Raw genomic sequence first — 15,238 nt, forward strand, 5'->3', positions numbered from 1 at the left:
TATGCGCCTTTCCAGGAAGTTGCCGATCGCGGCAGCACTTTTCGCCTTCGTCTCATTGAGCGCCTCTATGGCGATCAATTTCTATCTCGAAAGCCTCACGCTGACGGATCAGGTCTACCAGAAGCTGGAGGCGACGGCCGACGGTCGCCGCAACGAGGCGCGCGGCTATCTCGAATCCATCCGCCTGGACATGGCGGCGCTCGCGTCCACCTTCACGACGCAGCAGGCGTTCTACGGCTTCAACGGTGCGATGAGCTTCCTCGGCGAGGATCCGGCCAAGGAGCTCCAGGCGCGCTACATCGACGGCAACCCCTTCCCGGAAGGCGAGCGTTACAAGTACGACACCGCGAAGAAGGACGTCTACGACCGCTCCCACAAGCAGTATCACCCAGGCTTCCTCAAGCATCTGCAGGCCCAGGGTTACAGCGACCTGTTCCTCATCAATCCGGAAGGTATGATCGTCTACACGACGATGAAGGAACGTGACCTCGGCACCAATCTGGTGACAGGCCCCTACAAGGACACAGGTCTCGGCGTTGTCTTCCAGAAGGCGCTGAAAGCCGAAAGCGGCGCCGCCGCGATGTCGGAATTCGAAGCCTATCAGCCGTCGAATGGCAGGGTTTCCTCATTCGTCGCCGTGCCGATCCTGCAGAACGGCCGCGCCATCGGCGTGCTCGCCTATCAGATCCCCAATGACCAGTTCACCGCGATGTATTCCAACAAGAAGGGTCTCGGCGAAACGGGCGAGACAATTCTGGTGAGCGCACGCGGCGAGGTGGTCAACGACAGCCTGCACACTGCCGAGAACGATGCGCTCGTCGCCCGCATCGACTCGGCCCTCGTCTCGGAAGCCGTTGCCGGCCGCGAGGCCAAGGGAAGCGTTGCCGGTTACCGAGACATGTCGAGCTATGCCGCGTCTTCGCCGCTCGAATTCGCCGGCACCCGCTGGGCCGTAATCGCCCTTATCGACGAGGACGAAGTCGGCGCCGAACTCTGGTCCGCGGCGCTCGCCTCGATCGGCGTCGGTCTCGTGCTGGTCGTGATCGGCTCGGCCGTCGCCGTCCTCTATTCGCGCACCCTGACCCGCCCGATCTCATCGCTGGTCGGTTCGATGGGAGAACTTGCCAACGGCAACACGGAAATCGCCCTTGAAGGCGAAAACCGCCAGGACGAGATCGGCGACATGGCCCGCTCGGTGGCGGTCTTCCGCCAGGCCGAAATCGAGAAACGCGAGCTCGAGAGCGAAGCCGAGCACCGCCGCTCGGCAAGCGAAGGCGAACGGCGCGAGCGCGATGCCGAAAAGGCTGCCGAGCAGGCCCGCCTGACCGAGACCGTCGAGGTTCTGGGCGCCGCGCTCCAGCGGCTGGCGAGCGGCGACCTGACGGCCACCATCGACAAGCCCTTCGCCAGCGGCCTCGACCGGCTGCGCGTCGACTTCAACGCATCGCTTGAACGCCTGTCGCGCACCGTCTCGGCTGTGCATTCGAACGTATCCGAGATCAATCACAAGAGCGGCAAGGTCTCTTCGTCGACGTCCGATCTGTCCAAGCGCACCGAGCAGCAGGCCGCGGCGCTGGTCGAGACCTCCTCTGCGATCCGCCAGATCATGGATGCGGTTCGCCACTCCACCGAAAAGGCCGAAACCGCGTCGAAGCTTGCCCGTGAGGCACGCGTCAATTCAGACCGGTCCGGCGAGATCGTCGGCGGCACGGTCGATGCCATGCAACGTATCGAAAGCGCGTCGAGCGAGATCTCGAAGATCATCAACGTGATCGACGAAATCGCCTTCCAGACCAACCTGCTGGCGCTGAACGCCGGTGTCGAGGCGGCCCGTGCCGGTGAAGCCGGAAAGGGCTTTGCCGTCGTCGCCCAGGAAGTCCGCGAACTGGCCCAGCGTTCGGCCAATGCCGCCAAGGACATCAAGGCACTGATCACCAAGTCCGGTGAAGAGGTCGCGAATGGCGTGGGTCTGGTCAAGCAGACCGGCGAGGCGCTGTCCTCGATCGCCAGCCAGGTCGTCCAGATCGGCGACCATATTCACACGATCGCCGGCGCCGCGCGCCAGCAGTCGAGCGGCCTCAACGAGGTCAATGCCGCCGTCGGGCGCATGGAAGACGTGACCCAGCAGAACGCCCGTGCCGCGGAGCAGACCAATGCCGAAATGTCGGCGTTGACCCGCGATGCCGAGATGCTCGCCGGACTGGTCGGCCAGTTTACCTTCGAGAAGGGCATGGTGCCTTCGGTCACCAAGTTCGCCGACATGCGCGAGACGAGCTTCACGCGTCCCGAAACGAGCTTTGCCCGCAACGACAAGCCCATGGGTTCCAACGTGAAGCCGCTCGTTCCGCGCGTCATCCCGGCCGGTCCCAACACCCGTGCTGTTTCCTCGCCGGCGCGGGCACTTCTCAGCAAGCTCTCCTCGGGTATTGGCAAGCCGCAGGCACCATCGACGACAAAGGGCGACGGCAACTGGGAAGAGTTCTGAACTCGACCTACACAGGATCTGAATGAGAAAAGGGCGGCCCCGGGCCGCCCTTTCTGCATGTGATATGAATTGCTCAGGTCTTTGGCGCTTCTTCCGGTCCGTCGGCTTCCGGCTCCGCTTTCTTTTGCCCGTTGCCTGAGAGATAGCTTTCGAAGATCTGCTCCATGCTCTTCTGGTAGTTCTTCTGAACCTCGAGCCCGCTGTCGAACATCGCATTGACCAGGTCCGCCATGCCGGCTGCTGCTGCCGGGGCTTCCTGCCCGGGTTTCGGCGTTTCCTTTGTCGCGGCCGGAGCCGAGCCGTAGCTCGCGCTCATCATGTCCTGGAACGCCTTGGTGAAGGGATTGTCGAACAGCGGGTTGGTCTGAGCCGGTTGGGGTTTCGGCTGTCCGCCCATCATGTCCTGGAAAGCCTTCATGAAGGGGTTGTCGAACAGGTTGACCTCGGGCTTCGGGGTAGCCTTCGGCTGGAAGCCGGTGCTTTCCAGCCACTGCTGCATCATCGCGCCCATCGGCGTGCCGGCGAAGGGATTGGTATCGGCCATCTGGCCGGTCGTCTGCTTGAACAGGCCGCCCATGATGGTGTCGGCCATCACCGGAAGCATCTGCTTGAGGATCTCCTGGCCGACGCCGGTGAACTGGGCCGCCTGGGCGGCAATCGCCCGCGACACTTCCTTCGAGCCGAACAGCTTTTCGAGCACCTGGTTGCCGTCGGCGATACCCTGCGGCGTGAACGCCTTGCTCATGTCCTCGAAATATTTCGCATACTGGCCCGAGGCCATGGAGGAGAAGAGGGCGGAGAAGTCGTAGGGATTGGCGGTGTTGCGTTTCAGACCGGAGGAAAAGGCAGGCATCAGTGCCGCCATGGCCTTTGCCACCTGATCCTGCGCCAGATTGAACTGCGCGGCCATCGCCTCCATGGCGTTGCCGTTCTGGGCCCGCAGCATCATATCGAAAAGTGGCAGCATCGGCGTTCCTTCCCCCGTGAGTGCGAAGCAGATGTCACGCACTATATCCGGAAAAGGTCGGTCGCAAACCGCTAATTTGCCACGCGCGGTTGCCGGTGGCATGCACGACAGGCCCGGCATCGGGATGCCGGGCATCGCAAGGTGGCGGTCAGTACTGGTATTCGTCGAAGACCGGATCGACCTGGCCGTTCCAGCGGCCGTGGTAAAGTGCGAGGAGATCGTCGGCGAGCGTCGACTTCTTGGCCAGCACTTCCTCGAGCGAGGCGAGGAAGATGCTCTCGTCCTGCCCTTCCGCGTTCAGCCTCTTGCGGCTCTTCAGGCCGTCCCGCGACACACCGAGCACCTCGCGTGCGACGTCGAGAAGGCTGCGGCCGGCGATCTCTGCCGTTAGACCCTTGGCCGGAACGGCATCGCGAAGTGCGTTGACGTCTGCGAAACTCCAGCCTCTCGTCAGTGCATCAGCCGCCTCGAGTGCAGCGTCGTCATAGAGCAGGCCGACCCAGAAGGCCGGCAGCGCACAGATCCGGCGCCACGGCCCACCGTCGGCGCCTCGCATTTCGAGGAAGCGCTTGAGGCGAACGTCGGGAAACAGCGTCGAAAGATGGTTGGTCCAGTCGCCGAGCGTCGGCTGCCAAGCCGCGATCTCGCCCTTCAACGCCCCGGCCATGAATTGGCGGAACGTGACATGTGTGCAGTCGTGATAGCGTCCGTCGCGAACGACGAAATACATCGGCACGTCGAGTGCCCATTTTGCATAATCCTCGAAACCGAAATCGTCTTCGAGAGAAAAGGGCAGGACGCCGGCGCGCGCGTTGTCGGTGTCGCGCCAGATTTCGCCGCGCCAGGACAGGAGGCCGTTCGGCTTGCCTTCGGTGAAGGGCGAAGAGGCAAACAGCGCGGTCGCGAGCGGCTGCAGCTTCATGCCGACGCGCATCTTGCGGCGCATGTCGGCCTCCGACGAGAAGTCGAGGTTCACCTGGATGGTGCAGGTCCGGTACATCATGTCGAGGCCGTGGCTGCCGACCTTCGGCATGTAGCGCGTCATGATATCGTAACGCGACTTCGGCATGCGGGGCGTCTCGGCCAGCGTCCATTTCGGGCTGCCGCCGATGCCGAGGAAGCGGATGCCCATCGGCTCTGCAATCTCGCGCAGTGTCGCAAGATGCTGGCTCGACTCGCGGCAGGTGTCGTGCAGCGTCTCGAGCGGCGCGCCGGACAGTTCGAACTGTCCGCCGGGCTCGATCGAAATCGCGCCCATACCGCTCTTTTCTCCGAGCCCGATGATGTTCTTGCCATCCATGATCGGATCCCAGCCGAGTTTCGACTGCATGCCCTTAAGAAGGGCCGAGATGCTTGCATCGCCGAAATAGGGAACGGGGCTGTTGTCCGCCCGGAAGAAGGCGAATTTTTCGTGCTCGGTACCGATCCGGAACGCCTCTTTCGGCTTGCAGCCTGAAGCGAGGTATTCAGCCATCTCGGCGACGGACGAGAGAGGCGTATCGTCGGTGGTATCACGAGCCATGGATCAAACCTTGTTTGGCGTTACCGGCACGCGCACCGGCCCATTGTGCAAGGTGATTGGACCGGATTTCAGGGCGGCGCAAGTGAAAATCTTTCAAGATCTCCTCAAAAAATCGGATCGTCGCAAAGACCGATACCAATGTCGTTATGGACCGCTTGAAGCCGCTTCAGCGCCAGTCGCCGATCGCCGCCTGAACGACCGCCAGGGCCGCAACGGCCGCGGTATCCGCCCTGAGGATACGCGGCCCGAGCGGGATCGCCGTCACGAAGGGAAGGGACCTCAGGAGCTCGCGTTCCTCATCGGAAAAACCTCCCTCCGGGCCAATCAGCAGTGCAAGGTGGCGTTCTTCGATACGCGAAAGCGCCGGCAGCGGGTTCTGCGTCTCGCTATCCTCGTCGCAGAAGATGATCCGCCGGCTGGCGGGCCACCGTTCGAGGAGATCCTTGAGCTTCTTTGGTGCCGCAACCGTCGGGATCGCGAGCACGCCACATTGTTCGGCGGCCTCCACCGCATTGGCCTGCAGCCGTTCGAGGCTGGAGATCTTGCCCTGCACATGCTGGGTCATGACCGGCTGCAGAATGCCTGCCCCCATTTCGACCGCCTTCTGCACGAGATAGTCCATGCGGCCCACCTTGAGCGGTGCGAACAGGAAATGCAGGTCGCAGTCTCCGGGTTGCGGCCGGGTCTGCTCGACGGGCATCAGGACGATCTTCTTGCGGGTCGGGAAGGCAAGCGCGGCCTTCCATTCACCGTCTCGTCCGTTGAAGGCAAGGATCTCGGCGCCCTCGGCCAGGCGCAGGACGTTGGCGAGGTAGTTGAACTGATCTGGGCTTGCCTCCACGCCCTTGCCGAGGGCGAGGTCCGCCTCGACGTAAAGCCTTTGCATCCGATAGTTCGCGCGCATTTTCTTGATCCGTCTCAGAAGAAGAGCTGGAACATAACCCAGTAGATCAGCGCCGCAAGCCCCGCCGAAACCGGTACGGTGACGACCCAGGCGGCGATGATCGTCATGAAATGCGAGCGCCGCACGAGGCGACGCCGACGCGTTTCGTCGGGATTGTGTTCGCGGCGGTCCTCGATCTCGAAATGCTCCGCCTTGAGGCGCATGTACGCGATGCGTCGTTTGGAGTTGCGGGTATACCATTCGCGGAAGAACCCGACTCCGAAGACCGCCCCGACGGCGATATGCGTCGAGCTCACCGGCAAGCCGAACCATGACGCGATGATGACGGTGAGGGCCGCCGAAAGTGCCACGCAATAGGCGCGGACCGGATTGAGCTTGGTGATCTCGGAACCGACGAGACGGATCAGTTTCGGCCCGAACAGCAACAGCCCGATCGAGATCCCGAGGGCGCCGATGACGGTGACCCAGGTCGGGGCGACGAGAATTGTGGCCACTTCCCGAGAGCGCTCTGCGTGGACGATCGCGGCAAGCGGTCCGATGGCGTTGGCAACGTCGTTGGCGCCATGGGCGAAGGAGAGCAGCGCCGCGGAAAACACCAGCGGCAGGCGGAACAGCTTGCGAAGCGACTGGTTACGGTTCTCTAGTCCCTCCGACTGCCGGCGGATAAGCGGCACGCTACCGAGCCAGGTCACAATCCCGACGCCGAGCCCGCTCAGCATGGCTGTGGGCATGGTGACGTCGATCACCTGTCCCACACCCTTGACGGTCAGATAGCTGGCGAAGGCGCCCGCCATCAGCGCCATCAGAATGGGGACCCACAGGCGCGCGGCAGCGATTTTGTCTATACGGTAGAGGATCATCTCCTTGATAAAGAACAGGATCAGCGCGGCGACCGCACCGCCGAGCAGCGGCGAGACCATCCAGCTGGCGGTGATGCTCACCATGATGCTCCAGTTCACCGAGGAGAAGCCGGCGGCTGACACGCCTGCACCGAGCACCGCCCCGACGATCGAGTGGGTGGTGGAGACGGGTGCGTTCGTCCATGTGGCAATGTTCACCCAGAGCGCGGAGGCGAGCAGCGCCGCGATCATCGCGAAGGTGAGAGTGTCCGGATCGGAGACGAGAGTCGGATCAAGAATGCCTTCCGATATGGTGCTGATCACGTCGCCGCCGGCGATGAGTGCGCCTGCGATCTCGAAGACCGCCGCCAAGATCAAGGCGCCGGCCATGGTGAGCGCACGTGCCCCGACCGCTGCGCCGACATTGTTGGTGACGTCGTTCGCGCCGATGTTCATTGCCATGTAGGCGCCGATCGCCGCGGCGATGACGATGATCAGTCCACGCGGCTGATCGATCACGAAAGCGCTGGCAAAGAGCATCGCCAGCAAGAGGAAGATCAGTCCGATCCCGAAGGGAACGACGCCACGCCAGACCTGTTGTGAAGCTTCCTCGACATAGGAGACCTTGTCCAGGTCCTTGTCGAGCGTCGGCTTGAGCAGGGTTGGTGGCGACTTGGCCATTGATGTGGCGTCTCCAGCTGCGACAGGCGCGGCCGCCGAGCCAAGGATAGAGGGATTGCAGTGAACGAAACCGTTTACCGGCAAACCCGGTGCCATTCAAGCCGGCGGCGAGGAACTGCGCGGCTGTCAGTCGGCCTCAGGTTCCTCGTTTGCGTCGGTCGGAATAGCGCCGTTGCGCATCTTCTGTGACAGGACGTGGAACAGCACCTTGAGCTCCGGTTCCTGCACCCGGGCGGCCGCTTCCTCGCAACTGACCCATTCCAGCCGGCGCGTGCCCTTTTCGGGAAAGTCTTCGAGCATCTGCTTGACCGCCAGTGGGTGCACCTGCACCCGGCAATTGACCTTGAGCCCGTCGTTCATGCCCTTGTGATAGGAATAGTAGCCGATCGGTTCGCGGCATACCTTGCCTTTGACGCCTGCCTCTTCATAGGCCTCGCGCTCGGCGACGGCATGCGACTTCTTGCCGTTCATCGGCCAGCCCTTGGGGATTACCCAGCGTCCCGTGTCGCGGCTGGTGAGGAGCAGGACTTCCAGTTCACCCGGCCTGTCGAGCTTGCGATAGCACATCGCGGCATATTGCTGCCGCGGCGGGCGCCGCAACATCAGCTGAACGTCGGACGCGATCCGGCTCACAATGGACAATGGGCGAATACCTCTTCTTTCTAAAGTACGATGCTACATTGATTCGCCGGAATTTCCTCATCTTCCGTGCGTCGTCATGCCCGCGATAGGCGACGATACCGGCAGTTTTGTGAGCGTCGGCGCCGGCGTCAATGCCGTGCCGTCATGGACCCGAAAATGGCCGGAACGAACCGCCTATGGCTTAAGAAGCCGGGGCCGGAATTTCCATCCAGTGACGCAGGCCCTGGATGACGCCGTCGGCCTCGCGGCCGGCAGCCTCGAAGACATGATCTCTGCCCGCGAAGCGTTCTCGCAACTCGTTCCTGGCATTGGCCGGCAGGATTCCCCTGACCCCGTCGAGCGCGAACATGTCGCTGTCGTTTCCGGTGTCACCAGCGACGACGACCTCGTCCAGGCCGTAGCCGAGCTTGCGGCAGAGCCATATAAGGGCATTGCCCTTGTCGGCATTGGCCGGAAGAATGTCGAGGTCACGGTTGCTCGAATAGACGATCTTCACCTGCAGTCCGTTCCGGTTGAACGCGTCCGTCAGGTCTTGCAGGCGCTCGGGGCTCGCCTCTTCGAGGAACCAGCTGGATTTCCGCTCATGCTGATAACGTTCCGGCTGGCGTTCGAGATCGGGCAGGGGGGCGACAAGGGCCGCAATGCGGTCGGCATCATAGCTGCCGGCAAGGAAGCCTGCATATTCCCGACCGAGCTCCGACATCCCTTCCGCCGCCAGCATCGTTCCCACCCCCCCGATCAGCAGGTCCGCCGGAGGCAATCCCTCCTCGGCAACGAATGCGATCATGTCGTTGACCAGCCGGCCGCTGTTGTAGACGAGCAGCGGCCGCGTCGCGGCGTCGAGACTGTTCCAGAAATCGGCAAAGCGCCGCGAGGCGGCGCGATGACCCGCAAGCGTGCCGTCGAGGTCGGACGAGAAGAGCCGGACGGGTTTCAATCGCCGTCGTTCCATGGCTCGGCCCAGTCCGTTTCGTCGAGTGCCTGCGCGACCGGACGTCCTTCGACGAGCGCGACGAGCTGCTGCGCGATGCCGGTCCAGGTGAACAGGCTTCTCGCCTTGTGCGCGCCCATCCGCGACAGCCGACCATAGAGCCGCGGGTGGCGAAACGGCTTCATCATGGTGATGCCGAGGTCTTCCCTGTCGAACGGGTCGGCAAACAGCGCATGCCGGCCATAGCTCACCGCGCGGAACAGGCCTCCATGCACGGTGACGATGGTCGGCGTGCCGCTCGCCATCGCCTCGATCGCGGTCATGCCGAAGGGTTCATAGCGGCTCGACAGCACGAAGAGGTCGGCGGCGCGATAATAGTCGGGCAGTTCCTCGTCGGGGATGAAGCCGGAGAAATCGACGCGATCCGTGAGGCCGAGATCTGCCACCTTTGCCTTCAGCCCGTCGAGGATGCCCTGTTCCTGCGGATCGAGGTTCTCGCCGCCGAGCGCCAGCCTCAATCGTGCCTCAGGAACCCGGCTTGCCAGAACCGAAAAGCCATCGATCAGCAGGTCGTAACCCTTGTTGGTGGCAAGACGTCCGAGCGCCAGCACAACCTTGCCCTCGAAGCCAAGTCGCTGGCGGATCATCTGCCGCGAGGATTCCGAGACCGGATAGAACCTGTTGTCGTCATAGCCCGGCGGGATCATGTGCACGCGGTTGCGGTTGAGCCCGTAGTCCTCCAGCAGCATGTCGAGCTGGATCGGCGTCGTCGCGATCACCAGCTGGCAACTGCGATAGACGATCAGCTCGTGCTGGATCCGTTCCTTGAAATTGAATTCCGTTTCGAACCGGTCGGCGCGCTCGGGATAGTCGGTCTCCATCTGCCGCTTCTTCCACAGGCCAAGCGAATGCGGCGTATGGATGTGCGGTATGTTCAGCGCTTCGGAAAGTCGCTGGCCAGCGACGCCGGCGTCCCAGTAGTGGCTGTTGACGAACAGATAGGACAGCCCCTCCCGCCGGATGTAGCGCAGGGCTTTTTCGTTCCACTCGTTGAGGTGACGGTGGAGGTATTCCTTCGGGATGAAGTCCCGCCCACCGCACGGGATTCGAATGACCCTCACATCCCCGTCGACCTCGTCGATCTCGGGCTGGTCTTCGAAGCGACGGGTGAAGATGTCGACCTTGTGCCCGAGCTGGGCAAGTTTCTTGGCCAGCTCCAGCACATAGACCACCTGGCCACCGGTATCGGCGGCGCCGAGGGGAGGGTGGGCGGCGACATATCCATGGGTGGAAACGAGCGCGATCCGTGGCGCATCGCTGACGTCATTGTAATTCGGCATGTCTCTCACAATCGAAAATCGTTCCGGAAATACATTTCGCTAACGACTCGACGTGGAGATTGTTCCCTCGAAAGCGCAAGCCGCTATCCGAGGGGGCAGGCGAACCGGCGCCGATTGAACGCGGCGCCGGCAAGGCGGTCAGTGGGCCGAAGCCTCTCCGACGATGACGATATGCAGTGCCCTGGGGCCGTGTGCGCCGAGCAGCAGCGTCTGCTCGATGTCGGCGGAGCGCGATGGGCCCGTGATGAAATTCACCGTGCGCGGCATCGATGCCCCACGGGTTTCGCGGAGCCGGCTCCAGACAGTTTCCATGTCGCCGGCGATCTCGTCGGCCCGCACCACGACGATATGGTGCTCGGGCAGGAAGTTCAGCGTCACCGGATTGTCGGGGCCGGAGAGGACGCAGAGCGTGCCGGTCTCGGCAAGGGCGCCGAAGGCATGGCTGACGGCGGCAAGGTCGTGTCCGTCGGATGCCCCGTGCCGGATCTCCAGTGTCGCCTCGGCAGACCATGGCGCATTCGCAAGCCGCGGATCGCTTCCGATGCGGATAGCGGCCGGCAGGTTGCGGCCTTTCAGATAGCCGGAAACCGCGGCCGGCAGGGCCGCAAGACTGTCGATCCGCTCCGTCGTGGCGCTGTATTTCTCCGCCATGGCGCAGAACAGCTGGATGCGCTCATCCGCCGGTAGCTGGCCGCGGGCCGGGATTATGCCTTTGGGCGGCTGGCCGAGCCTTTGGGCGACGGTTGTCCGCCGTTCGTCGTCGCTGCCCGGAACCTTGAGCGAGGTACGGATCTTCGCAAGGATCGCCTGTCTTGCATCCATGGTCATGCTCCCTGGCGCTTGGCCTGGCGCGCCGCCCAGGCCTGGGTGAATGTCTGTCCCTGCGGTGCCGGAAGATCGCGATACTTTGTCCACCCGCCGGCCAAAGGCAGCGCGGCGATGCGGCCCTTGCCGCCGCCGAGCCGCGACAGGAGGCCGGCCCCGATCGAGGCCGCCGTCCGATAGAGCGTCGGCCGTCTGGCGAAGAAGGCCCAGACGGACAGGCCGTAGCGGGTGGCCGCAGGTGTAAGATGCCGCTCAAACTCCTTCTCGCGCCAGTGCCGCATCATCTTCGGCAGCGGGATATGCATCGGGCAGACGCTCTCGCAGCGCCCGCAGAAGGTCGATGCATTGGGCAGATGGCCGGACTTGTCGACGCCGAACAGCGACGGGGTGAGCACCGCGCCCATCGGCCCCGGATAGACCGAGCCGTAGGCATGGCCGCCGACGGCGTGGTAAACGGGGCAGTGGTTCATGCAGGCGCCGCAGCGGATGCAGCGCAACATCTCCTGGAACTCGGTGCCGAGCATCGAGGTGCGCCCGTTGTCGAGCAGCACCACATGATACTCTTCCGGGCCGTCCGGATCCTCCGGCCGCTTCGGCCCCGTGGAGAAGGTGGTGTAGACGGACATGTCCTGGCCGGTCGCCGAGCGGGCGAGCAGTCGGAGAATCTGCGAGCAGTCTTCCAGCGTCGGCACGATCTTCTCGATCGAGGCGACCACCACATGCACTTTGCCGAGCGTCTGGGTGAGGTCGCCGTTACCCTCGTTGGTGACGATCACCGACGAACCCGTTTCGGCGATCAGGAAGTTCGCGCCGGTGATCCCGATATCGGCCTGGAAATAGCGCTTGCGCAGCACTTCGCGCGCCTCGGACAGGAGCGATTCCGGCGCGGTCAGGTCGCGCTTGGCGTCGAGATGGGTGTGGACGCGGCGGAAATCCTCTTCGACCTGTTCCTTGTTGAGGTGCACGGCGGGCGCGATGATGTGGCTCGGATGCTCGCCCCGGAGCTGGATGATGTACTCGCCGAGATCCGTCTCGACCGGCTCCACGCCCTGTGCCTCGAGGAATTCATTGAGGTTGATCTCCTCGGTGATCATCGACTTGCCCTTGGTGACGGTCTTCGCCTTCACCCTCCGGCAGATGTCGAGGACGATCCGGCGCGCATCCTCGGCGCTTTCGGCCCAGTGCACATGCCCACCGGCCGCCGTCACCTTTTTTTCGTAGGCTTCGAGATAGAGGTCGAGATGCGCGAGCGTATGGTTCTTGATCTCGCGCCCGCGGTCGCGCAACTGGTCGAATTCGGGCAGCGCGGCTGCGGCGGCAGCACGCTTGGCGATGAAGCCCTGCTCGACGTTCTTCAACGCCTTCTGCAGTTGCGGGTCATGAAGTGCCTGGGCGGCGTTCTGCTTGAAGAGGGGGGCGGTGAACTGCATGGTCCTCAATCCCTCACTTCGACGAGCCGGCGATCGGCGCCGTGTCGGTCATGCCGGCCAGCACCTCGGCGACATGGCGCACCTCGATGGACGATCCCTCGCGCTTCAACTTGCCCGCCATGTTCATCAGACAGCCCATGTCGCCGGCGAGCAGCATGTCGGCGCCGGTCGCGGCAATCGTTGCCGTCTTCTTGGAGACGATCGTGCCGGAAATGTCGGAATACTTGACGCAGAAGGTGCCGCCGAAGCCGCAACAGACGTCGCTTCCCACCATTTCCTTGAGCTGCAGCCCCTCGACGGTCGCAAGCAGCTTGCGCGGCTGCTTCTGCACGCCGAGTTCACGCAGGCCCGAACAGCTGTCGTGATAGGTGATCGTGCCCTCGAAGGCGGCATCCACCTTCGGTACGAATATCACGTCGGTGAGGAAAGACACGAGCTCGAAGACCTTCTCCGAAAAGCGCCGACAGCGTTCTTCCCACTTCGCGTCGCCCTTGAAGATCTCCGGGTAGTGGTGCTTGAGCATCGCCGCGCAGGATCCGGACGGCGCCACGACATAGTCGTAGCCTTCGAAAAGCTCGATCACCTGGATCGCCAGCGCCCGCGCATCCTTGCGGTCGCCGGAATTGTAGGCCGGCTGGCCGCAGCAGGTCTGTGCCATGGGCACGTCGACGTCGCATCCCGCGTCTTCGATCAGCTTCGCGGCGGAAAATCCGACGCTCGGGCGGAAGAGATCGACCAGACAGGTGGCGAACAGGCCGACCTGCGGCCGCCGCATCGGGGTTTGCGAATTCATCGGGAAGGCTCCGTCTTGTCCTGGTTGTTCGGGCGCGAAGTGCGCGCCGTCGTCGGATTGTTGTCGCGCCTGATCAGGCGAAGTTTCGCCACCCGGCCCCATTCGTCCGCCCGTGCCGCCTCATCGACCGCCTGCATGACGAAATCGATATGCGCCTGGGCGGCCTGCTTGGCTGCCTCGCCGTCGCCGGCCATGATGGCGGCATGGATCGCGAGATGCTGCTCCAGCAGACGCTCCCGCGCATTGGCGAGTGCGAATACGGCCTTGCGATTGAAGAAGATGCCTTCCGACAAAAGCCGGTAGCAGGCCCGCATGGTATGCAGCAGGATGATGTTGTGCGCCGCCTCGCCGATGGCGTTGTGAAACTCGACATCGGCGGCGAGTTCGTCTTCGGGATTGCCGTTCTCGTGCGCCCGCCGCATGTCCTCGACGATGCGCGACAAGAGCGCCCTGTCGGTGTCGGTCGCGCGCCGGGCGGCAAGCTCGGCGGTCAGGCCCTCGAGCTCGCGGCGATATTCGAGGTAGTCGCGCGTCGCCCGCGCATGGCGCGAGATCAGTTCGGTGATCGGCCTGGAAAACACCTGGCCGATGATGTCGGCCACATAGGTTCCGCCGCCGTGATGGGAGACGAGCAGGCCACGCGCCTCCAGCTCCTTCAATGCCTCGCGCAGGATCGGCCGCGACACGTCGAGGTCCTGGGCGAGATCGCGCTCGCCCGGCAGGCGGTCACCGTCGCGCAGCACCCCGTCGAGGATCAGCAGTTCGATCTGCTGGACCACCTCGCTCGCGGTGCGGCTATGGCTGATCTGGGCAAAAAGCCCTTCGTCCCTGTCCGTCACGGTTTCCTCCTGCGAAGGGAGGATTAACAAGGAAGGGGATGATTGGTCAATTTATTTGTCCACTTTGCATCCGGGCCGAAACTCGGCCCGGATGCATGGCGGGCGGGTGTCTTCAGCCGAACTTGAGGAAAAACTTGGAGTAGGGTGCCTTCAGGCCGCCGATCGCGGCCTTGACCTCTGCGGCGTCTCCGCTTTCCGAAGCGCTCGTCAGCTTGGCCACGCTTGCCTCGACTGAGCCGAACAGTGCCTTGAAACTGTCGTCCGCCTCCTTCGGCGGGTGGGCGCCGATGTCGGCCAACAGGAATTCGAGAACTGCCGCTTCTGCGCGAACATGGAGCGCATCGGCCGGATCCATGCCGAGAACCTCTTCCATTCGTGCATGATAGGCGTTCATCCGGTCGGAGATGCCGTAGAGACCATTACGGATGTGAAGGTCGCCGATCTGGTCGCGAATGCCTTCCAGTGTTGCGTGGGCCTTGGGAAGTTCTCCAGCCTCGACTTCTGCCGTTGCCTTCCCGGCGATCGCCGTTACCGCCTGCAGCGTTGCACCGTAACCACCGTCATCGACATATTGCGGCGGCGCGGGTTGTGCCGCGAGCCCAGCCCAGGCCTCGCTGAACTTGCCAAGGGAGGCCTTGGATTCGTCCGCCTTGCCCATGTTGGTGGCGAACAGGGCAGTCCTGTAGTCGCCATAGGCCGATCGCAGTCTGGCCTCGAAATCCCCGACCTCACCCGCCCAGGCGGGAAGGCCGATCGAGATCGCGAGAATACCGGCGGAAATCACTCGTCGCATGTCGTTTCTCCGTTGTTCGAAGTGCGAAGCCGCGCCTGCCGGATGCATGGCAGCGGGCCTGAACGCTACGGGCGGATACTTGTCGACTTTCCGGATTCGGGCAAGGATATATTTCAAAAACACTATATATAGGCAGGCGTTGCGCCCCGATCTGCGCCGTTGGCGCAGGCCTGCGTCAGCGCGACATTCTGCGTCGACGCGACCCCTGCCATTGCGATCTTGCTTTTGCTAAGGATGGCCATGATCA

Annotated in this window: 13 protein-coding genes; 1 reads left to right on the forward strand and 12 read right to left on the reverse strand. The window is 63.3% G+C overall.

Going from position 1 to position 15,238, the window contains the following annotated elements:
- Window position 1 precedes the first annotated feature (1 nt).
- The gene (locus ACX93L_RS10495) at window positions 2-2,485 is read left to right on the forward strand and encodes a methyl-accepting chemotaxis protein (protein ID WP_459404785.1); all 2,484 of its coding nucleotides are present in this window, start codon (window positions 2-4) and stop codon (window positions 2,483-2,485) included.
- 73 nt (window positions 2,486-2,558) lie between these two features.
- Here ACX93L_RS10495 and ACX93L_RS10500 read toward each other — a convergent pair whose 3' ends face one another.
- From ACX93L_RS10500 to ACX93L_RS10555, 12 genes are all read right to left on the reverse strand, one after another.
- Complete coding sequence (locus ACX93L_RS10500; protein WP_459404786.1) at window positions 2,559-3,452, reverse strand: DUF937 domain-containing protein; 894 nt, start codon at window positions 3,450-3,452, stop codon at window positions 2,559-2,561.
- Window positions 3,453-3,600: 148 nt separating this feature from the next.
- Window positions 3,601-4,974, reverse strand: coding sequence for a glutamate--cysteine ligase (locus tag ACX93L_RS10505; RefSeq protein ID WP_459404787.1), 1,374 nt, complete (start codon window positions 4,972-4,974; stop codon window positions 3,601-3,603).
- A 166-nt stretch (window positions 4,975-5,140) separates the two neighbouring features.
- The gene (locus tag ACX93L_RS10510; RefSeq protein ID WP_459404788.1) at window positions 5,141-5,878 is read right to left on the reverse strand and encodes a 16S rRNA (uracil(1498)-N(3))-methyltransferase; all 738 of its coding nucleotides are present in this window, start codon (window positions 5,876-5,878) and stop codon (window positions 5,141-5,143) included.
- 14 nt (window positions 5,879-5,892) lie between these two features.
- On the reverse strand, window positions 5,893-7,398 hold the full coding sequence (locus ACX93L_RS10515; RefSeq protein ID WP_459404789.1) for an inorganic phosphate transporter: 1,506 nt from the start codon (window positions 7,396-7,398) through the stop codon (window positions 5,893-5,895).
- Window positions 7,399-7,524: 126 nt separating this feature from the next.
- Complete coding sequence (locus tag ACX93L_RS10520) at window positions 7,525-8,040, reverse strand: NUDIX hydrolase (RefSeq protein ID WP_459404790.1); 516 nt, start codon at window positions 8,038-8,040, stop codon at window positions 7,525-7,527.
- A 181-nt stretch (window positions 8,041-8,221) separates the two neighbouring features.
- On the reverse strand, window positions 8,222-8,977 hold the full coding sequence (locus ACX93L_RS10525; RefSeq protein WP_459404791.1) for an HAD family hydrolase: 756 nt from the start codon (window positions 8,975-8,977) through the stop codon (window positions 8,222-8,224).
- Window positions 8,974-10,311 (reverse strand): glycosyltransferase family 4 protein, encoded by a 1,338-nt coding sequence (locus ACX93L_RS10530; protein ID WP_459404792.1) that lies wholly within the window; start codon window positions 10,309-10,311, stop codon window positions 8,974-8,976. Before ACX93L_RS10530 ends, ACX93L_RS10525 begins: the two co-directional genes overlap by 4 nt.
- Before the next feature lie 138 nt (window positions 10,312-10,449).
- Window positions 10,450-11,133 carry a LutC/YkgG family protein gene (locus ACX93L_RS10535; RefSeq protein WP_459404793.1) on the reverse strand — a complete coding sequence of 228 codons (684 nt, stop codon included), beginning with the start codon at window positions 11,131-11,133 and terminating at the stop codon, window positions 10,450-10,452.
- A 2-nt stretch (window positions 11,134-11,135) separates the two neighbouring features.
- Window positions 11,136-12,566 carry a LutB/LldF family L-lactate oxidation iron-sulfur protein gene (locus ACX93L_RS10540; RefSeq protein ID WP_459404794.1) on the reverse strand — a complete coding sequence of 477 codons (1,431 nt, stop codon included), beginning with the start codon at window positions 12,564-12,566 and terminating at the stop codon, window positions 11,136-11,138.
- A gap of 13 nt (window positions 12,567-12,579) precedes the next feature.
- The gene (locus ACX93L_RS10545) at window positions 12,580-13,359 is read right to left on the reverse strand and encodes a (Fe-S)-binding protein (RefSeq protein WP_459404795.1); all 780 of its coding nucleotides are present in this window, start codon (window positions 13,357-13,359) and stop codon (window positions 12,580-12,582) included.
- Entirely contained in the window at window positions 13,356-14,198 is an 843-nt protein-coding gene (locus ACX93L_RS10550) for a FadR/GntR family transcriptional regulator (protein WP_459404796.1), read from the reverse strand. The genes ACX93L_RS10545 and ACX93L_RS10550 overlap by 4 nt, the downstream gene beginning before the upstream one ends.
- Window positions 14,199-14,310: 112 nt before the next feature.
- On the reverse strand, window positions 14,311-14,991 hold the full coding sequence (locus tag ACX93L_RS10555) for a hypothetical protein (protein WP_459404797.1): 681 nt from the start codon (window positions 14,989-14,991) through the stop codon (window positions 14,311-14,313).
- Window positions 14,992-15,238 lie beyond the last annotated feature (247 nt).

Source organism: Rhizobium sp. CAU 1783 (assembly GCF_054551725.1).